At 65.2% G+C, this 18394-nt stretch carries 18 protein-coding genes; 12 read left to right on the top strand and 6 right to left on the bottom strand.

Annotation, left to right across the window (positions count from 1 at the left end; translation table 11 throughout):
* The first annotated feature begins 201 nt into the window (after positions 1–201).
* The 12 genes from HPY83_11435 to HPY83_11380 all read left to right on the top strand — a co-directional run bounded on the left by HPY83_11435 (position 202) and on the right by HPY83_11380 (position 14561).
* Positions 202–1311 (top strand): hypothetical protein, encoded by a 1110-nt coding sequence (locus HPY83_11435; protein ID NPV08557.1) that lies wholly within the window; start codon positions 202–204, stop codon positions 1309–1311.
* A gap of 92 nt (positions 1312–1403) precedes the next feature.
* Complete coding sequence (locus tag HPY83_11430) at positions 1404–2819, top strand: extracellular solute-binding protein (protein ID NPV08556.1); 1416 nt, start codon at positions 1404–1406, stop codon at positions 2817–2819.
* Between the two features lie 142 nt (positions 2820–2961).
* Complete coding sequence (locus HPY83_11425; protein NPV08555.1) at positions 2962–3888, top strand: sugar ABC transporter permease; 927 nt, start codon at positions 2962–2964, stop codon at positions 3886–3888.
* Positions 3889–4791, top strand: coding sequence for a carbohydrate ABC transporter permease (locus HPY83_11420; GenBank protein NPV08554.1), 903 nt, complete (start codon positions 3889–3891; stop codon positions 4789–4791).
* 204 nt (positions 4792–4995) lie between these two features.
* Positions 4996–6435, top strand: coding sequence for a hypothetical protein (locus HPY83_11415; protein NPV08553.1), 1440 nt, complete (start codon positions 4996–4998; stop codon positions 6433–6435).
* A 176-nt stretch (positions 6436–6611) separates the two neighbouring features.
* Positions 6612–7910, top strand: a complete 1299-nt coding sequence (locus HPY83_11410) for a hypothetical protein (protein NPV08552.1) — start codon at positions 6612–6614, stop codon at positions 7908–7910.
* A gap of 84 nt (positions 7911–7994) precedes the next feature.
* Entirely contained in the window at positions 7995–8255 is a 261-nt protein-coding gene (locus HPY83_11405; GenBank protein ID NPV08551.1) for a type II toxin-antitoxin system HicB family antitoxin, read from the top strand.
* Positions 8256–8262: 7 nt separating this feature from the next.
* Positions 8263–8487 (top strand): type II toxin-antitoxin system HicA family toxin, encoded by a 225-nt coding sequence (locus tag HPY83_11400; GenBank protein NPV08550.1) that lies wholly within the window; start codon positions 8263–8265, stop codon positions 8485–8487.
* 44 nt (positions 8488–8531) lie between these two features.
* Positions 8532–9881: a hypothetical protein gene (locus HPY83_11395; GenBank protein NPV08549.1), complete on the top strand. Its 1350-nt coding sequence runs from the start codon at positions 8532–8534 to the stop codon at positions 9879–9881.
* Between the two features lie 130 nt (positions 9882–10011).
* Positions 10012–11334: a hypothetical protein gene (locus tag HPY83_11390; protein NPV08548.1), complete on the top strand. Its 1323-nt coding sequence runs from the start codon at positions 10012–10014 to the stop codon at positions 11332–11334.
* Positions 11335–12041: 707 nt separating this feature from the next.
* Complete coding sequence (locus HPY83_11385; protein NPV08547.1) at positions 12042–13301, top strand: magnesium transporter; 1260 nt, start codon at positions 12042–12044, stop codon at positions 13299–13301.
* 21 nt (positions 13302–13322) lie between these two features.
* Positions 13323–14561: an Nramp family divalent metal transporter gene (locus tag HPY83_11380; protein NPV08546.1), complete on the top strand. Its 1239-nt coding sequence runs from the start codon at positions 13323–13325 to the stop codon at positions 14559–14561.
* Positions 14562–14678: 117 nt separating this feature from the next.
* Here the strand turns inward: HPY83_11380 and HPY83_11375 are convergent, their stop codons facing one another.
* The 6 genes from HPY83_11375 to HPY83_11350 all read right to left on the bottom strand — a co-directional run bounded on the left by HPY83_11375 (position 14679) and on the right by HPY83_11350 (position 18320).
* The gene (locus tag HPY83_11375) at positions 14679–15836 is read right to left on the bottom strand and encodes a hypothetical protein (GenBank protein ID NPV08545.1); all 1158 of its coding nucleotides are present in this window, start codon (positions 15834–15836) and stop codon (positions 14679–14681) included.
* A gap of 241 nt (positions 15837–16077) precedes the next feature.
* On the bottom strand, positions 16078–16455 hold the full coding sequence (locus HPY83_11370; protein ID NPV08544.1) for a HEPN domain-containing protein: 378 nt from the start codon (positions 16453–16455) through the stop codon (positions 16078–16080).
* Positions 16436–16771 (bottom strand): nucleotidyltransferase domain-containing protein, encoded by a 336-nt coding sequence (locus HPY83_11365; GenBank protein ID NPV08543.1) that lies wholly within the window; start codon positions 16769–16771, stop codon positions 16436–16438. Before HPY83_11365 ends, HPY83_11370 begins: the two co-directional genes overlap by 20 nt.
* 465 nt (positions 16772–17236) lie before the next feature.
* Positions 17237–17722: a hypothetical protein gene (locus tag HPY83_11360; protein ID NPV08542.1), complete on the bottom strand. Its 486-nt coding sequence runs from the start codon at positions 17720–17722 to the stop codon at positions 17237–17239.
* On the bottom strand, positions 17719–18072 hold the full coding sequence (locus tag HPY83_11355) for a nucleotidyltransferase domain-containing protein (GenBank protein ID NPV08541.1): 354 nt from the start codon (positions 18070–18072) through the stop codon (positions 17719–17721). The genes HPY83_11360 and HPY83_11355 overlap by 4 nt, the downstream gene beginning before the upstream one ends.
* Positions 18069–18320: a DUF2283 domain-containing protein gene (locus tag HPY83_11350; protein ID NPV08540.1), complete on the bottom strand. Its 252-nt coding sequence runs from the start codon at positions 18318–18320 to the stop codon at positions 18069–18071. Before HPY83_11350 ends, HPY83_11355 begins: the two co-directional genes overlap by 4 nt.
* Positions 18321–18394 lie beyond the last annotated feature (74 nt).

Raw genomic sequence — 18394 nt, 5'->3', positions numbered from 1 at the left:
CAGCCCTGCTCCCGGCCTCTCTGCTGCCCCGCCAGGGCCCATGTCACAGACATGTCATGTCGGCGACACAGCCCGCTGGCGCCGTACGGCTTCGGCTTGCGCTATCATTGTGTAGTAGCTCGCTGGTCCACATCACGAGCCGTATGTCCGTCCCGTCAGGCCCGCCGAAGCGAGCATGGCTCGGCAGCCAGAGGAGAGCCTTTGAGCGCAGACCTCGCGATCCATCTGGAACGACTGGAGCACCTGGTGGACCCCGAGCGCGCCCGGGCCAATGAGCGCTTGCAGGAAGACGCCTGGGCCTTCCGGCCGGTGCCTCGCATTCCCTGCGTCCTCAACTATCGCGACAAGGTGAGTAAGGAGCGCAAGGCCCCCGCCGACTGGCCCGTCTTTCCCTATGCAGAGATCTTCCGCTCGCCCGAGAAGATGCTGCTGGACGAGCTGGAGGACGTGTACGTCGGGGCGCTGCTGGGAGACGACAAGGTCTACACCGTCCGCGCGAACTATGGGGTGGGGATTCTGCCGTCTGTCTTCGGGTGTGAGATACACGCCCCCGCCGGGAACGACCTGCCGTGGGTGGAGCCCCTGAGTCCTGATGAGGTTCGCCGGGTGGCGTCTTCCGGCCCTCCTGACCTGGATCGGGGCCTGTTCGCCCGGGCGCTGGAGACGGAGCAGTTCTTCATAGAGGCCCTGGCTCCCTACCCCCGCCTTAGCGCCGCCGTCCGCGTCGGTCAGGCCGATCTGCAGGGCCCCATGAACGTGGCCGCGGAGGTGATGGGCCCCGACGTCTACACCGCCGTCTACGACGACCCCATTCTGCTACACGAGTTGCTCGGCGTGGTCACGGAGAGCATCATCGCCGGTACGCTGCGGCAGAAAGAGATCATCGGGGAGGAGCGAAACCGGGCCTACCATTGGCACTTTCGGGTGGTGGGCGGGGTGCGCATCTCCGAGGATTTCGCCCTCAGCCTTTCTCCCCGGCACTACGCGGAATTCGCTGTGCCCTACAACGCCCGCGTGTACGAGGCCTTCGGGGGAGGCTACCTGCTACACGCCGATGAGGGGCTCCCTGCCATCCGGGACGTGCTGGACACGCCCGGCATCACCGGGCTGTACCGGTGGACGGAGAAGGCAGAGGAGTTCGATGTGGTCTGGCCTCTGGCTCAGGAGCGCGGCGTGTGCCTGATCTGGAACGGCCCCCTGCCCGAGGGCTGGCGAGAACGGGCAGATACAGGACTCATCCTGGAAGCGATCGTCAGCGGCCCGGAGGAGGGCCGGAGAAGGATGGCCACAGCCGGTAGAGAGCTGGGCTAGCGGCCTCGGCAGCCAGGTCGGTCTGTGGACGGGGAGACCGGCGTCTCCCATCAGACGAAGCCCTGAGGGGCGCTAGAGGAGGAGGTTAGGCGATGTCCAGCAAGAGGATGTTGACCAGGCGCGGACTTCTGAAGGTGGCGGGTATCAGTGCCGCGGCGAGTACCGTGGCCGCCTGCGGGGCCACGCCTACGCCCCAGGTGGTGGAAAGGGAGGTCACCAGGATTGTCGAGGGCACCCCGCAGGTAGTGAAGGAAACCGTGGTGGTGGAGAAGGTGGTGGAGGCCACCGCCGCACCGGCGGAGAAGGTGACAGTGCGTTTCTCCAGCGTGGGCTGGGGCGGGTGGCTCTCCGAACCCTGGCAGTCCATCGTTCAGGACTTCAACGCCTCCCAGGATCGGATCACCGTTCCTGAGTACGAGGACGTGGCCGAGGGCTATCAGAAGGTGATGGCGGCCGCCGCTGGCAACGTGGCTGCCGATGTGTACATGTTCGAGAACAAGTACATGTTCGGCTTCGCCGCTCGTGGGTTCTTCCTGCCTCTGGACGAGATGGTGGCGGCGTCTTCGGGCGTACAGGAAGACATGTACATCGCTGCCGACTGGGGCGAGTGCTTCTTCCGCGGCAAGCAGTACCTGGTGCCGTTCGACAACTCCCCGGCTATGATCTGGTACAACCCCGACCTGTTCGACGCCGCCGGGGTGGCCTATCCGCCTACGCGCTACGACGAGTGGAACTGGGAGGACTTCCTGGCCACCGCTCAGGCCCTGACCTCAGGCGAAGGAGCCGAAAGGCAATTCGGCTGGCTGGGCGAGCGAGGGTACTACCTGCTCAACTGGATCTGGGGCGCCGGTGGTTGGTTCCTGACGGAGGACAAGACCAGGTGCGTTGTGGATTCGCCCGAGGCCATCGCCGGGCTTCAATGGGCGGCCGATCTCGTCCTCAAGTACCAAGTGCAGCCGCTGCCGGAAAACATCCCCCAGGGCGGCAATAGCGGCATGTTCTATGCCAAGCGGGGGGCCATGGCTCAAAAGGGCACTTGGTGGGCGATAGACCTCAAGGCGCAGGAGGGACTTAACTGGCAGACGGCTCCTCAGCCCACCGGTGCGGGCGGCTCCTGGGTGCGCAACCCCAATGACGCCTGGGGCATCTGGATCGGCAGCCCCAACCGAAGCGCTGCCTGGGAGTTCATCGAGTTCCTCAACAGCGACGAGTCCCTGACCAAACTGACCAAGGCTGGGCTTTCTACGAGTAAGCGGAACGTCCTCTACGACGTCTTCGTTAAGCAAGAGCCCACTCACGTCAACTGGCAGCTGTTCATTGACGCGCTGGAGGGCCACGTGCGGCGGCATCCAGACACGGCCATCTTCGCCCCCATGATGGACATCTTCAACCCTGTGTGGGACGCCATCATTGCCGGCGACACCACTCCCGCCGAGTCCATGCCCGGTGTGGCGGCCGAGATCAACGCCCTGCTGGATCAGTGCCGCGCCGAAGGAAACTGCGACTAGATAGGTTACAGGTCACAGGGGACAGGTTACAGGGAACAGGCTATCGGGGACAGGGAGTTGAGGGGGATGCCGCCAGGCTAACTCCCCCAACCATATTCCCTGTTCCCTAACCCCTGTAACCTATCCCCTATGAGGGAGTGCCATGGCGACTCTAGCGCAGACGCGCCGTCGGCCTCGATATCGGGGCCTGCATTGGCGGGAGAACGTAGACGGCTGGCTGTTCATAGCTCCTTGGGTGGTTGGCTTTTTGGGGTTCACCCTGGGGCCCATGATCGCGTCCGCCGTCATGGCCTTCATGGACTGGGACATCCTCACCCCGCCCAAGTTGAGCGGGATGGCCAACTTCGCCCGGATGGCCCAGGACCCGCTCTTCACCAAGTCCCTGTACAACACCGCCTTCTACACCTTCCTGGGGGTGCCGTTGTACCTGGTCCTGTCGCTGCTGGCGGCAGTGTTGCTCAACACCGGCCTGCGAGGGATGAACGTCTACCGCACTTTCTTCTTCCTCCCCAGCCTCACGCCCGCGGTGGCCAACGCCTTGCTGTGGATCTGGATCTTCAACCCCGACTTCGGGCTGGCCAACGCTCTGCTCTACCAGCTAGGCCTGCCTCCCCAGAAGTGGCTCTTCGACGTGAACCTAGCCAAGCCGTCTTTCATCATCATGGGAGTGTGGCACATCGGCAGCCAGATGATTATCTTCTTGGCAGGGCTGCAGGGCATACCGGACCAATTGTACGAAGCGGCCAGCATTGACGGTGCCAACGCCTGGCGTCGGTTCGTCTCCGTCACCCTGCCCATGCTCTCTCCCACCGTCTTCTTCAACCTGGTCATCGGCATCATCGGATCATTCCAGGTCTTCACCACCGCCTACATCGCCACTGGAGGCGGACCTCAGAACGCTACCCTGTTCTACGTGCTCTACCTGTACCGCAACGCCTTCGACTACTTCAAGATGGGCTACGCCTCGTCGCTGGCCTGGGTGCTGTTCCTCATCGTGCTCTTCTTCACCCTCATTCAGTTCTGGGGCGCCCGAGCCTGGGTGTACTACGAAGTCGAGGAGGCGCGCTAGATGAGCGTCATCACTACTGAGGCCATCCGAGCGCGGGCCCAAGCCAGGACCAGGACCGTGGCACGGGCCCGCAGCCTGGTCGGACGCGCCATTCTCCACCTGGTGCTCATCGTCGCCTCCGTTGCCATGATGCTGCCCATGCTGTGGATGACTTCCACTTCGCTCAAGGTCTCGGGCCAGGAATGGGTGTTTCCGCCCAAGTGGATTCCCAACCCGGTAGCCTGGCGCAACTACGTGGAGTTCATGGAAGTCCTGGCGGTCCCCTTCTACCGCTACGTCATCAACACCCTGACCATCACCGTGTTCGCCACCCTGGGCACCCTCCTGACCTCCAGCCTGGCGGCGTTCGCCTTCGCCCGGCTGCGCTTCTGGGGCCGGGAGCGGGTCTTCTTCCTGGTGATCTCCACCATGATGCTGCCTGGCGTGGTCACGCTCGTCCCAACCTTCCTCATCTTTCGCTACCTCGGCTGGCTGAACACCTTCCTGCCCCTGACGGTGCCGTACTGGCTGGGGGGGACGGCTTTCAGCGTCTTCCTCTTGCGGCAGTTCTTCCTTTCCCTGCCCTACGAGCTGGACGAGGCGGCCCGGATGGACGGGGCCAGCAACTTCTGGATCTACTACCGCATCGCCATACCGCTGTCGGGGCCGGCCCTGGCCAGCGTGCTCATCTTCCAGGTGCTGGACCACTGGAACGCTTTCATGGGCCCGCTCATCTACCTCAACTCGATGCACAAGTACACCCTGGCCCTGGCCCTGCGCACTTTCCAGAATACCCGCAGCCAGCGGGTGAACTACCTGATGGCGGCCTCCATGATCCAGGTGCTGCCAGTCATCATCCTGTTCTTCATCGCCCAGAGGTACTTCATCCGGGGCATCAGCGTCACCGGCCTGGCGGGGAGGTAGACAGGGAGAAGGGGCGACGCGGAGAGGGGGAGAGGGGAGACACGGAGAGGGTGTGAAGCGGAGATGTGAAGACGTAGAGAGCGGGAGACATGGGAGAGGGATCGTACCTCTCGTCTCGGCGTCGCCCGGTCCCCCTGTCTCCCCGTCCCCGCGTCTCCCCCTCTCCCCGTCCCTGTGGCAGAATCCGAGGAGTTCGATTACGTGATGGTAGAACCCACAACCCGAGCGGTGCCGGTGAGGGGGCCGCTCCTCACCGATGAGCAGCGCCAGGCGGTGCACGACGGCGCTCTGACCATCCTGGAGCGGACCGGGCTGGAGGTGGAGTCGGCCTCCCTTCGGGAGACGCTGGCGCGCCATCGAGGTGTTTCGGTGGTCGAGGGCCGGGCCCGCTTCGAGTCCCAGCTGGTCGAGGACTTGCTGCAGCGGCCGGAGCCGCGCCCCTGGCAGCCCGCTCAGGGTGACCGCATTCACCTGAGTGGCGGCTGCTGTGCCCATCACATTGTGGACCCAGACACCGACCGGATTCGCCCCGTCACTTGGGACGACCTGGTCGAAGGCGTCCGGCTCTTCGACGCCATGCACGATGTGGACGTGAGCGGGCACGCCCCCGGCTTCCCTCAGGACGTGCCCCCGGATATGCAAGCCCTGGGCGAGTACGTGATCGGAGCCCTCTACGGCCGGGGCGGTCCCAGCTTCACCGCCCCCTGCCCGCTGGAGGCCTACGAGTACCTCCTGCGCATGGACGAGGTGCTGGGGCGAGAGACGTCGCTCCCCCTCTATGTCATTAGCCCGCTCAAGCTCATGGGCGACTCCTTCCAGGTCGTCGAGCGCTTCTTGAACCGCGTGGACCGGTTCAGCGTGGGCTCCATGCCGGTCATGGGGGCCACGGCGCCCATACACATGCCCTCGGCCTTCATGCTGGCCCTGGCCGAGTCCTTCGGCGGGCTGGTGGTCATCAAGCTGCTTCGGCCGGACGCTCGGGTCAGTTTCGGCTTCATGGCTTTCCCCATGGACATGAAGTTCGGGACCATGGTCTACGGAGCGCCGGAGATGAACCTCTGCGACATGTTCCGCATGGAAATGGCCGCCTTCTACGGCCGGGAGAACGGCGCCACCCGCTCCATCCGCAGCATGTCCAAGCGGCCGGACTTCCAGGCGGCGCTGGAAAGGGCCGGCTCGGCGGTGGCGGGCGTTCTGATGGGATCGCGTGCCTTCTTCGGGGCGGGCATGCTCTCGGTGGACGAGGTGTGGAGCCCCGAGATGCTGGTGATGGACCGGGAGATCGCCGACTATGCCGAGCGCTTCGCCCGCGGCATCGAGCTGGGCCCGGAGGCCCTGGACCCGGCGGTGGCCGAGGAAGGAGCCCTGGCCGGCAGCTTCATGGGCCTGGACTCGACCCTGCAGCACTTCCGCCAAGCGTACTGGCTCCCGAAGCTCTCCGAGCGGCGCATGCTCAACGGCTGGCTCGCCGCTGGCGCCCCCGACCTGCGCCACCGCGCCCGAGAGGAGATGCGCCGGCTGCTGGACGCATGCGAGTTCGAGCTCCCGGCCGAGCAGGCCCGCGCCCTACGGCACCTGTACCGAGAGGCGGCCCAGCAGATCGTGGGGGGCACCGGCCTCCCTGAAGGACGCAGCGAGCCATGACGACGGGGAGACAGGGAGACGGGGAGACGCGGAGACGCGGAGACAGGGAGAGGGGGTGAGGCGGCGACGCGAATGGAGGAGGAACGTCTCCGTCTCCGTGTCTCCCCCTCTCCCCCTCTCCCTGTCTCCCCCTCTCCCCGTCCCACCGGCCATCTGAAGCTATGGAGAGATAGACCATGCCACGTATCGTCTTCATCGGAGGCGGAAGCCTCACCTGGATACCGCGCTTCACTCACGACCTGCTGCGCACTCCGGAGTTGGCCGGCAGCACCGTCGTCCTCATGGACGTGGACCAGAAGGCCCTAGACCTGATGGCCCCTTATGTGCGGCGCATGATCGCGGAGCAGGGTGGCGACCTGGAGGTGCTCACCAGCCTGGACCGGGACGAGGCCATCGACGGCGCCGACTTCGTGGTCTCCACTTTCATGGCCGGCGGCCACAACGCCTGGGCCACCGACCTGAACATTGCCCACAGGTACGGCGTCCAGCACCCTAAGGGCATGAGCGTCGGCCCCGGTGGCTTCATCCAGGGGCTCAAGGCCATCCCCCAGCTCCTCAGCCTGGCCCACGCCATGGAGAGGCTCTGCCCCGACGCGCCCCTGTTCAACTACACCAACCCCATGTCGAGCATCACGCTGGCCCTGCAGCGGCACAGCCGGATCAAGGCCATCGGGGTGTGCCCCGGCATCACCATCGCCATGCAGTGGTTCGCCGACTTCCTAGGGATGGAGAGAGACGATCTGGCCTACCGGGCCGCCGGCGTGAATCACCTCAACTGGGTGCTGGAGGTCAGGCACAGAGAGTCGGGCGAGGACCTACTGCCACAGATCGTGGAGAAGGCGAGGGTGAGCGACAACCCGCTGGCCATCAGCGCCGAGCTCTACGACCTGTTCGGGGCCTTCCCCACCCCCGGCGACGACCACACTTCGGAGTGCTGGCCTTACTACCTTCGGCCGGGGGTGGACCTATCCCGCTACCGGCTGCGGCACAACTTCGTAGAGAACCGCATGGCGCAACGGGCCCGGTACCGCCAGGAGATCGAGGCCGCGCTGGCCGGCCAGGCACCCGTCCCTGGGCCTCGGGGGGAGTCGCTGGAGAAGCTGGATCACATGATCACCAGCATCCTCTTCGACGAGAAGCGTATCTATGACCTGAACTTCATGAATCGGGGTGCCATCGAGAACGTGATGCCGGAGGTGGTGGTGGAGGCGCCGGTGCAGATCGGTGCCCACGGGTTCCATCCCCTGCACTTCGGGGAGTTGCCGCCGGCGGTGGCCGGTTGGGTGAACCTGCTGGGCACGGTGCAGGACCTGACCGTGCGCGCCGCTGTAGAGGGCGACCGCAAGCTGGCCCTCCAGGCCTTGCTGCTGGACCCCATGTGCTACAGCCTGGAGGTGCAACAGGTCCGGTCCATGATGGATGAGATGCTAGAGGCCAACAAGGAGTGGCTGCCGGCGTTCTACGCCAGCCGGTAGTCGTCGCTTTCGGCTCAGTCCAGCTGCTCAGACACAGCAATCGGCGGTACAATGTCGCCTAACAGTATGAAAGGCGAGGCTGAAATGGTGCCCCTGACCTGGAATGAGTACGTCCGTCTGGCGCTAAGCTACGCCGTCTTCTCTGAGGATGAGGATGGCCAGTGGACCGTTGAGGTGCCGGTGTTGCCGGGATGCGTGACCTCGGGAGCCACTCGTGCCGAGGCCGCCATCATGGCGGAGGACGCCGTGCAGGGTTGGCTTGTGATGGCCCTGCGGTTCGGTGATGAAGTGCCGGTCATCGGCGGGTTCGGCCTAGCCTACGCTACCGACTGCTCCGCCGCCTGAGGCCCCAATGCCCAAGCTCAGCCCGGAGCCACCCCGCGAGGTAATCCGTAAGCTGCGTGCACTGGGCTTCGAGGGGCCGTACGGCGGTGGCAAGCACCTGTTCATGCGCCATCCTGACAGCCGATTGAAGATACCTATCCCCATGCACCAGTCCCGTGATCTACCCGTGGGTACCGTTCGGGCAATCGTCCGGATTGTCGGCCTCACGGTAGAGGAGTGGTTTGCTCTCTAGACACGCCGGGGCTGACGTCGGGGCCACTATAGCGGAGGCTAACAATGTCGAGAGCGGTTCGAGTTGCCTTCATCGGCGGGGCCAGCATGACCTGGATGCCGTCCTTCGCCCACGACTTTCTCATGTACGAGCCCCTGCGGGGCAGCACCCTCGTCCTGATGGACACCGACCGCGACCACCTGGACACCATGATGCGCTACGTCCAGCGGATGAGACGGGAGAGCGGCGGCGACATAGACTTCGTGTCCACCACCGACCGCCAGCAAGCGCTGGAAGGGGCCGACTTCGTCATCACCACCTTCATGGCGGGCGGACATCAGTACTGGTCGAAGGACGTGAGCATCGCCCTGGAACACGGCCTCATGGAGCCAGCAGGAATGAGCGTGGGGCCTGGCGGCCTGATGCAGGGGCTCAAGGCCGTGCCCATGATCGTCGAGGTGGCCCAGGACATGGAGCGGCTCTGCCCGGATGCCATGCTCCTCAACTACACCAATCCCATGTCCAGCATCACCCTGGGCGTCTTGCGTCACACTTCCATCCCCTGCGCCGGGGTCTGCCCGGGCATATACGGCTACCTGGGCCGGATCGGCGAGGCCCTGGGGGTGGATCCGGCGTCCATGCGCTATCGGGCGGCGGGCGTCAATCACATGAACTGGATCACCACCCTGGAGGCCGACGGGCGGGACCTGCTGGCCGAGTGGCGCGACTACACCCGCACCCACAGCCGCCGAGCCTCCGACAGCTACGAGTCCAAGTACGCTGCTAGCTTCGCCCAGGGCATGGACATGGTCAGCCGCACCCTCTACGAGGTCTACGGCGCCTGGCCCATCCCCGGCGATGGGCACACCTCCGAGTTCGTGCCCCACTTCATCCGCAAGGGAGTGGACATCGGCAAGTACGGCCTCAAGCACGACTATATTGAGGAGCGGGTGGAGAAGCGCAAGGTCGTGTGGGCCAATATCGAGAAGGCGGCCGCAGGAGAGGGGCCACTCCTGACCGGCGGCTACCAGTCGGTGGAGAAGGCGGAGCAGATGATCGGCTCCATAGTCTACGATCGAGGTGACACCTTCACCCTGAACGTCATGAACCGGGGGGCCATCTCCAACGTCGGCCCCGAGGTGGTGGTGGAGATTGACGTCTCCTGCGATGCCTACGGTTTCCACCCCGTGCATTTCGGGGAGTTGCCGGAGGCAGCCGCTGGCTGGACCAACCTCTACGGCACGGTGCAGAGCCTGACGGTGGAGGCGGCCATGAAGGGCGATCGCAAGCTTGCCCTACAGGCCCTGCTCATGGACCCGCTCATGTACTCCTTCGACGTGGAGGAAGCCGAGCAGATGCTGGACGAGATGCTTGAGGCCTCCCGCCCGGTGCTGCCGCGGTTCTTCGCCGACTGACGTACCCCCCAGCGCCCTTCGCTGCGAAGGAAGGGGAGCCCGCCCTTTCCTGTCCCAGGCGTGGGAGAGGGGTGCCGCCAGATGGCGTGGGCGAGGGCTCTCCCCAACGTCACCAACAGAGGCTGAGCTTATGGCTAAGACGCAACCGATCAAGATCGCCTTCATCAGCGCCACCAGCGGCTTCACCCTGGGCGCCGCCGCCCACTTGATCCGGCGACCGGAAGTGGCGGCCGAGTCCACCCTGACCCTCTTTGCTCCGCCGGAGGAGGAGGCCGACCTGGCCGTGATGGCCCGCGCTGTGAGCCTGATGGCCGAGGGCGTGGGGAGTGAGTTGCAGGTAGAGAGCACTGTAGACCGGCGGCAGGCTCTGGAGGGCGCAGATTTCGTGGTGACCGCTCTGCGCGCCGGTCGGCTGAAGGCGCACCGGATAGACATCGAGCTGCCCAAAGACTACGGTATCTATCAGATCGTGGGCGACACCATCAACCCGGGCGGCATCTTCGCTGGGCTGCGCAACTACGGGGTGATCGGGGCCATCGCCGAGGACATGAAGCGCTATAGCAGCGAGGGCGCCTGGATAGTCAATATGTCCAACCCCGAAGGCAGCATCTGCCGCATGGTCCACGAGGGCAATGGGGTGCCCGTGGTGGGCCTGTGCCCCGGCATCTATGGGCTCAAGAGCTTCCTGGCCCGCTTCTTGGGAGTGGATGAGACGCGCCTGGCGGTGGACATAGCTGGCTTCAACCACCTCACCTGGGTCACCCGGCTGGAGGTAGACGGCGAGGACGCCTATGGCTTGCTGAGGCAGAGATACGAGGAGCGCGGCCCCCAGGGCCAGCCGGTGAGCTTCCTGCTCTTCCGCCACTTTGGCCTCTACCCCTCGCCGGCCGACCGGCACGTGGCTGAGTTCTTTCCCTTCTTTGTCCGCGAGGATACCAACCGGGGCGCCGACTACGGGCTGGCGCTGCGGGACGTGGATGCCATGATCGCCTCTCGCCAGCGGGGCTGGGCCGACCTGACGCGCCGCGTGGACGAGCGCAATCTGGGCGAGCTCTACCAGAACCTGGGTGGAGAGGCCATGGGGGGCTTCATGATTGCCGAGGTGATCGAGAACCTCCTCTTTGGGCATGGCCGTACCCTCCAGACCAACACCCGCAACGGCGACTCCATCGCCGGCTTACCCCTGGATGCTTTCGTCGAGGTGCCTACCACCGTCCGCGACGATGGACTGCATCCCCAGGCGGTGCCGGCCCTGCCCGCCGGGGTGCTGGGGGTGCTGAGCCGGGTGTTCGCCCAGCAGGAGTTGATCGTGAAGGCGGCTCTGGAGGGCGGCCGCAGCGCCGTGGTGCAGGCCCTGTTGCTAGATCCGTCGCTGCAACGGGTGGAACATGCAGTGGAGATCGCCGATCGCATGATCGAGGCTCATCGCCCCTACCTGCCCATGTTCGCGTAGGGATTCCACCGCCGAGACCACAGAGACCATAGAGAGCGCACAGAAGGAAGGAAAGCGGCGATCTTGCCTGGTGGAACGTTCCCTCGAATGGATTGTGGACTTGTGGCTAGTTGTCCCCCGCGGTGAGTCCCGTTCTCCCGGGTGGGCGGCGGTAAGGCATACAGCAGGGGCGGCGTGCTCATCGGGGGCATAGGGAGGCCCTGCGCGGGGCGTCCCTTGCACACCTTGGACGAGGTGGGCAAACGCGTCGGGCCACCCGCAGCGGAGAACTCACGACCAAGAGGTCTTGGGTCTGTGGCTCACGGCTCCGGCTAAGGGCTTGCCTGAACCGCCCGCTCTTCCGCCGTCAAGGCAGTTTGACTCCTACTGGGCGCAGGTCTACAATGTCGCACGTTTGGCCCGGTCCTTACCGTCGCGCACAAGGCCGGGCAAACACAGGAGAAATGGACGCAGGTAGTAGTAGTAGCGAGCCGCAACTAGCCCTCGGAGACGGTTGCGGCGAAGCTCAACTCAATACCGAGCCTCCTTAGCGGCAAGCCCATCCTGGTGGCCAGGGTTCCTGCCTTGGCATGATCCAGCCGCGGCTTTGGCGCCGCGGCTTGGCGCTTAAGGAGGCTCTGACCAGGTCAGCGTATCCTTAGCGCCAGGTGCACCATTACCGTGTCCGCGCTAGGCACGGTGGTGCCGTGTCCGCAGGAGGTTGTGCCGTGGCCATCTACCTCAGCCAGATACTGGGAAGGGCTGTATGGGACGCCCAGGGTCGCCGCGTGGGCCGCGTCAGCGATGTGCTGGTGGCCGAGACCGAGCGAGGGTTCCCCCCCTTGCGTGCCATTGCTCTCCGGCCCGACGACGGACAGGAGACCCTCATCCCTGCCGGCGAAATCGCCTGGCTGAGCCCATCTGTCATCCTCAAGAGCACTGAGCCGGCCCGGTACACCCCTCGGGGCGATGAGCTCTGGCTCAAGCGGCAGGTGCTCGACCGCCAGATCGTGGACACTGAGGACCGACGACTGGTGCGTGTCAACGATCTTCAGTTCACCCGCGTGGGCGACAATGGCCGCTACTACCTCAGCGCGGTCAACGTGGGCACCTCCAGCCTGCTGCGCCGTTTGGGAGTGGAGGAACCAGCGCGCCGAGTGCTGAGCGCTCTGCGCCGCCCCCTGCCGGAGAAGGTAATCTCCTGGCAGGACGTGGCCTCCGTCCAGGCCGACGCTCCCATCCGTCTGAGAGTGGCGCGCGACAGGCTGAGCCAGATGGACCCGGTGGACATCGCCGACATCGTCATCGAGCTGGACCGGCCCTCCGGGCAGGCCCTCATCGAGACCTTCGACGATGAGACCGCCGCCGACACCATCTCTGAGGTGCACCCCGAGCTGCAGGCGGCCATCCTCACCTCCCTGCCCCCGGAGCGAGCCGCCGACCTGCTGGAAGAAATGGACCCCGATGACGCGGCCGACGTTCTGGCCACTCTGAAAGAGGAGGACCGAGAGAGCCTGCTTGGCCTCATGGAGAAGGAAGAGGCGGACGAGGTCGGGATGCTCCTGGGCTACCCGGAGGACTCGGCCGGTGGGATCATGACCACCGAGTTTGCTACCATCCCCACCGGGCTCACTGTAGGCGAGGCACTGGCACACCTGCGTCGCTCCCGGGAGGCCCGCGAGGACGAAGCCATGTACTACGTACACGTGGTGGATGAGGCGGGCCGGCTGCGGGGTGTGGTCTCGTTGCGCGATCTGGTGCTCGCTGAGCCGGACACGCCCGTGAGCGAAGTGATGGTCAAGCGGCCGGTGACAGTAAGGCCGGAGGAGTCCCAGGAAGAGGTCGCCCGCTTGGTGGCCAAGTATGATCTGCTATCCGTACCTGTGGTAGATGAAGAGGGGGTGCTCAAAGGGATCGTGACTGTGGACGACGCCCTCGACGCCGTGCTGCCCACTGCCTGGAAGAAGCGCCTTCCTCGCTTCTTCTAGCCCAACTCGACGGAGTCTCCCATGCGGGTCAGGGATCGCCTCGCTGCGCCCTTCGCCCGAGTCCTGCTCTTCTTGAGCGTACTGGGGCCCGGCCTCATAACCGCCAGCGCCGACAACGATGCTCCCGGCATTGCCACCTATTCGGTGGCCGGGGCCGCCTTCGGCTACAGCTTCCTCTGGATCCTGGTCTGGGTCACCGTGGGGGAGAGCACAGTGCAAGAGATGGCGGCCCGCATGGGGGCGGCCACGGGCAAGGGCCTCACGGATCTGATTCGAGAGAGGTTTGGCGTCAGAGCCACGTTTTTCGTGATCCTGGGGCTATTCCTGGCCAACCTGGGCACTACCGCGGCTCAGTTCGCCGGCATCGGCTCCAGCGCCGAGCTCTTCGGTGTGAGCCGCTACCTAGCGGTACCTCTGGGCGCTTTCAGTGTCTGGTTCGTGGTGCTGCGTGGCTCTTACCGGCGTGTGGAGAAGGTACTGCTGCTGTTGTCATTGTACGCCATCGCTTATGTCATCTCCGCCATCGCCGTGCATCCCCCTTGGGACGAGGTACTGGTCCACGCAGTGGTACCCACTTTCGAGATGGACACGGAGTACATCCTGGCTGTGCTGGCTACCGTGGGCACGACGATCACACCCTGGGCGGCGGTGTACATGCAGGCCTCCATTGCCGACAAGGGCATCACGATGAGGGAGTTTCCTCTCGCTCGACTGGACGTGATCTTCGGGGCTGCGGTGGGGAATGTGGTCTCCGGGTTCATCATTATCGCCACCGCCGCCACCCTCTTCGCCCAGGGCATTCGGGTGGAGTCGGCGGAGGAGGCCGCCCTGGCGCTGGCGCCCATCGCCGGGCCCTGGGCCGAGACTCTCTTTGGCGTCGGGTTGCTGGGGGCGTCACTCTTGGCGGCGTCGGTGCTTCCCCTGGCGACCACCTACGCCACTTGCGAGGCCTTTGGCTGGGAACGCGGCATCAACCGGACCTTCGAAGAGGCGCCGGCCTTCTACGGGATATATACCTTCCTCATCGTCCTGAGCAGCCTGATCGTGCTCATCCCGGGGTTGAGGCTCTTTCCCCTGATGTGGCTCTCTCAGGTGGCCAATGCTGTGCTTCTGCCCGCCATCCTGGTGCTCATGCTGCGCCTGGCCAACGACGGCAGCCTGATGAAGACCTGGCGCAACCCGCGCTTCAGCAACTGGATGGCGGGAGTGCTGGCAGTGCTGGTGACTCTCGCCACCTTCAGCCTGCTTCTCACTATCTGACACCGGGGCGGTGTCGGCCGGGGGAAGGCTCCACGGAGGCACAGGCGATCCCGCGATCCGGGATCATCTGTGCCTCAGCGGGGCGGCCTGTCGCGAGGTGGCTCTGGCCCCCGTGCGTCACTCGATCCAGCCGGGTATGACGATCCGCTCCCAAGTGATGCCGCCGTCGGGGGAGCGGTAGGGGAGGTAGTTGCCCGGCCGGTCCCCGCTGTCTCCCCGCTGAATCTCGGCGAGGTTGGCATAGAGAGCCACGCCCACCGGGTGAGAGCTAGGGCCGGTAGCCATCAGGTGTACCGCCTGGCGCTCGCCGAAGTCGTGGAGAAGACCCCAGCGCACGCCCGTGACATCCGCCATGTTGGGGTTCTGGGAGCGCCAGATCTGGTTGTTGGGGGCGCTCAGGCTGACGTAGAGGGCGCCATTCCCGCCCTCGATGGCCATGCCGGTGAACGTAGAAGGGAAGCGGGCGGTCGGAATGGCTTTCCACTGACCGTCGGCCGTGCCTCGATATAGCGTCTCTCGGCCCATGGCGTAGAAGGTGTTGCTGTCCCGCGGGTCCATGCCGAGGTAGGCTATGGTTTCGGAGCTGTCGATGCCGCTGTCGGCCGCCACCCACGTGCGACCGCCGTCCTCGCTGCGGCTGATCTTGGGGTCACCGGGCCCGGCCGCCGGGTCGGTGGACCACATCAGCTGGGGTTCCAGGTAGACGACCTCGAGGGTGCCCACGCGCTGATCCGAGATGCGTTCCCACTCTGAGCCATTCCAGTGATAGAGGCCTCCCTCGCAGGCCCCAGCGTAGAGCGAATCGATGGCGGCGTAGTCAATGTTGACGTTGTTGAGGCAATGGCCGAGGGGCAACTCGCCGGGGAAGGGCGCCCATGTCTGGCCATCGTCATCGCTGTAGAGCAGTTGGTACCGGCCGCTCAGGTCCGCCAGGAAGACGTACGTGCGGCCGGGACCGACCATGAGGTTGCGCACGACCCAGTGCTCGGCGGGCTCCAGGGCCTGGGCGGGCAGGGTGGGGGCCGCCTGCGGCGTCGGGGTATCCAGAGCCTTGGTAGTGGCCGTCGCGGAGGGCTCGGTGGGAACCTCGGCCGCAGCTACGGTAGCAGTTGGCGCCTCAGGGGCGGAGGTCGGCGACGGTGCGGCGGTAGGGGCCGGTGGGGGCAGGGTGGGTGGCACAGGGGTGCTCCCGCAGGCCGCCAGCAGGAGCCCGATAGCCGCCAAGGATAGGATGGCGAGCAGTTCTGGCGTCGCGCGTCGTCTGGTACGTGTCATGTTCCCATTCCTTCTGAGGTCAGTTGGTCGTCTCTGTCTGCGCCCGAGCTAGTGCCTGGAGTCAAGACGCCGGTACGCAGTCGCGGGTTCCAGTGGTCAGGTGCTGTCCCGCGTCTTGCGCTCAAGAGCGGGGGGCCGGAGCGGCTGCTGCGTCCTTCGGCATTGCCGCCCATAGGTCGTACGGCTTCGATCAGCGTGGGCCAGCGACCAGTTAGCGCTCAATCACCGCCCGCCCCTGTCTTCACTCTGCTAGGAGTTCTTGTACTGCTTGCCGTACCTGGCTGGCAATGCGCAAGGCGGTCGCGGCCGTCTCGGGACCTGCCTCCACACCCGGGTAGCGGCCGGCGATGGCGAAGGGCGTGAGGTACCCTAATGGCTGCCTCAGTTCCTCGAGCACCGGGAACCGCCCTGAGGTGAGATCGAGGAGGACCACGAGATCGTGCGCCTTGCCGAAGGCGATCTCCGTCTCCTCAAGCAATGCCTTCAGGGACTTCTCGGCACACTGCTGACTAAGGAAGCAAACCACGTTGTAGACTGGGTCAGGCGCCTGGATCTCGCGCTGGGCTACCTTCCAGTCTCCCTCGGCCGGCCTGAGCCACTCAATCCTCGCCGGCTTCATACAAGACCTTGCCTTCCGCCACTACTTTCTCAGCGAAGATGCGTCGCTCCTCGCGGTGCTGCCTTAGCTCTGAGGGCGGCAAGACCACGATATCCAGGGGAAACGGGTGATCAATGGACGCCGAGATGAGACCAGCGGTATGGAGCGGATCATCAGTATCCATTATCACGAGCAAGTCCACGTCGCTGTCGGCATCGGGAGTGCCGTAGGCATGCGAGCCAAACAGGATCACACTCTGTGGGTGGAAACCCTCAACGATCTGCCGGACAATCCGATCCATGGCCCGCGATCCCACAACGCTTAGTGCTTCGGCCATGCAACCTCCTGTAGTTGGCCCTCGTCGTGCCCTCATCCGCGTCTAGCACTATGGCAGGTGAGGGCGCCGCTTGTCGGCGGCATAAGCGTTCTATCGCCCCCTCCAGCGCAACCACGCCGTAGGCCCTCTTCCGACGGGACGAGATCGGTGCGAGAGTGTCAGCCAGCGTCGGCTTCTACCCAGGCGAGCTCGGGGATAGGAACCGTGCTGCCTCTCGCACGGACGCCTCCGCCCACTGCACGATCTCCGTGCTCCTGCCTCACAGTGGGATGTCTTCCCGTTGGACGGACCGCATGAAAGGAGACTCCGAGAGCGGGCCCAGTTCGTCCTCTGCCACCGGGATTAGCGAGAAGACCAGGCCAGCCTCGCCTGTGCGGAGCTCCTTCGAGCCCGGCTCTCTTCTCCTCACCTCGCGTCCTTCAGAGTGGTCCGGCCGCGGCTCGGGTGGCACCCGGTGCGGGCGTGCTACGTAAGCTTCCGCTGACCTGCCTCCTCCAACAGAGCGGCGAAGGCGAACAAGTCGGCCTTCAGCGACTCGAAGCTTGGGCCCAAGTCGCTCAGCAGCTCGCTCACCCTGCTGGGGCGCAGGGAGGATGCGTAGAGGTTCCGTACCAGATGCCTGAAGCCACGGTACTGGTCCAGAAGATGCCGGGTCTCCCGCGAGATGACCGGTGGCCGACGTCCCGCGACTTCGGAGGACATCTGCAGCAGGAGCCTCTGGTGCCACTCTGGCCCGGAGGGCAGGCCGCCGTCGAGCGTGCGGGCGATGTCCTCGAAGATCCTGTCCACAGCTGTGTAGTAACCGTGGAGATTCAGGGCGACGCCGTCCCAGTAGCCTGTGTCACCGCTGGCTACCGCCCTGTCTCCCAGGGAAACAGCTCGCTGCACCACCTGCTCAACCTCGGCCAGGGCTTCGCGGATGCGCCCTGCCAGAGCATCACCTTCGCTCAAAGCTCCACCCCCTCGCGGCGGATGCACTCACGCAACCCGGGCGAAGCTGCTTCGTACTCGACCAGGTTGACTTCTATCTCCGGATCGAGGTCTAGCAAGCGGCACACGGCACTCAGGTAGTCGCGCACTCCCCAGGCAGCCAGGTCAACGTCGGAGCGGAGATGAAACTCCTCAGGACGCACCAGGGAGCCGTAGAGAACCACACGGGACGCGCCGAACTCGTCTCTGAGGAGACAGGCGGCTTGCCGGGCGAGCTGCCAGGCGCGCTCGCGGCGCCCGGTCAGGGCTTGCTTCTGCTCTTCCTCGCGGCGACGCAGGCCCTGGCGCAGAATCTCGAGATCAGTGCTCATGGCTCAACGCCCTCCGGTAGGCGCGCCCCACTCGGCTCTTGGATCCCGACAGGCAGTGCCAGGGCCACGCGCCGGAACACGCCCGGGTCGCCGAAGCGCTGGGGCGCATCGGAAGTCTCTATACCGGCGATTCGCCCGTCCGCGGCGTAGTCCACGGCGATGTCCTCGGCCACAGGCACTGCGGTTACGGTGGTCTCGATGAAACCAATGTACAGGGCATCCACTTCACTGTCGAACGTGATCCTCACCCCACCACCCCCAGTCCCCGCCACACCTTCTCAAGCGCAGCTACGCCGTAGGTCCTCTTCTGACGGGCCTCTCC

It is taken from the genome of Anaerolineae bacterium (genome assembly GCA_013178015.1).
Taxonomy (GTDB): Bacteria; Chloroflexota; Anaerolineae; order DRVO01; family DRVO01; genus Ch71.
This window is presented reverse-complemented; position numbering and strand designations above follow the sequence as displayed.

Bases quoted from the DNA above. Each gene is read 5' to 3' on its own strand.
- HPY83_11420 (NPV08554.1), top strand. From the start codon at position 3,889: ATGAGCGTCATCACTACTGAGGCCATCCGAGCGCGGGCCCAAGCCAGG.
- HPY83_11375 (NPV08545.1), bottom strand. From the start codon at position 15,836: ATGACACGTACCAGACGACGCGCGACGCCAGAACTGCTCGCCATCCTA.
- HPY83_11370 (NPV08544.1), bottom strand. From the start codon at position 16,455: ATGAAGCCGGCGAGGATTGAGTGGCTCAGGCCGGCCGAGGGAGACTGG.
- HPY83_11400 (NPV08550.1), top strand. From the start codon at position 8,263: ATGCCCAAGCTCAGCCCGGAGCCACCCCGCGAGGTAATCCGTAAGCTG.
- HPY83_11430 (NPV08556.1), top strand. From the start codon at position 1,404: ATGTCCAGCAAGAGGATGTTGACCAGGCGCGGACTTCTGAAGGTGGCG.
- HPY83_11410 (NPV08552.1), top strand. From the start codon at position 6,612: ATGCCACGTATCGTCTTCATCGGAGGCGGAAGCCTCACCTGGATACCG.
- HPY83_11425 (NPV08555.1), top strand. From the start codon at position 2,962: ATGGCGACTCTAGCGCAGACGCGCCGTCGGCCTCGATATCGGGGCCTG.
- HPY83_11390 (NPV08548.1), top strand. From the start codon at position 10,012: ATGGCTAAGACGCAACCGATCAAGATCGCCTTCATCAGCGCCACCAGC.
- HPY83_11395 (NPV08549.1), top strand. From the start codon at position 8,532: ATGTCGAGAGCGGTTCGAGTTGCCTTCATCGGCGGGGCCAGCATGACC.
- HPY83_11365 (NPV08543.1), bottom strand. From the start codon at position 16,771: ATGGCCGAAGCACTAAGCGTTGTGGGATCGCGGGCCATGGATCGGATT.
- HPY83_11415 (NPV08553.1), top strand. From the start codon at position 4,996: ATGGTAGAACCCACAACCCGAGCGGTGCCGGTGAGGGGGCCGCTCCTC.
- HPY83_11405 (NPV08551.1), top strand. From the start codon at position 7,995: ATGGTGCCCCTGACCTGGAATGAGTACGTCCGTCTGGCGCTAAGCTAC.
- HPY83_11355 (NPV08541.1), bottom strand. From the start codon at position 18,072: ATGAGCACTGATCTCGAGATTCTGCGCCAGGGCCTGCGTCGCCGCGAG.
- HPY83_11380 (NPV08546.1), top strand. From the start codon at position 13,323: ATGCGGGTCAGGGATCGCCTCGCTGCGCCCTTCGCCCGAGTCCTGCTC.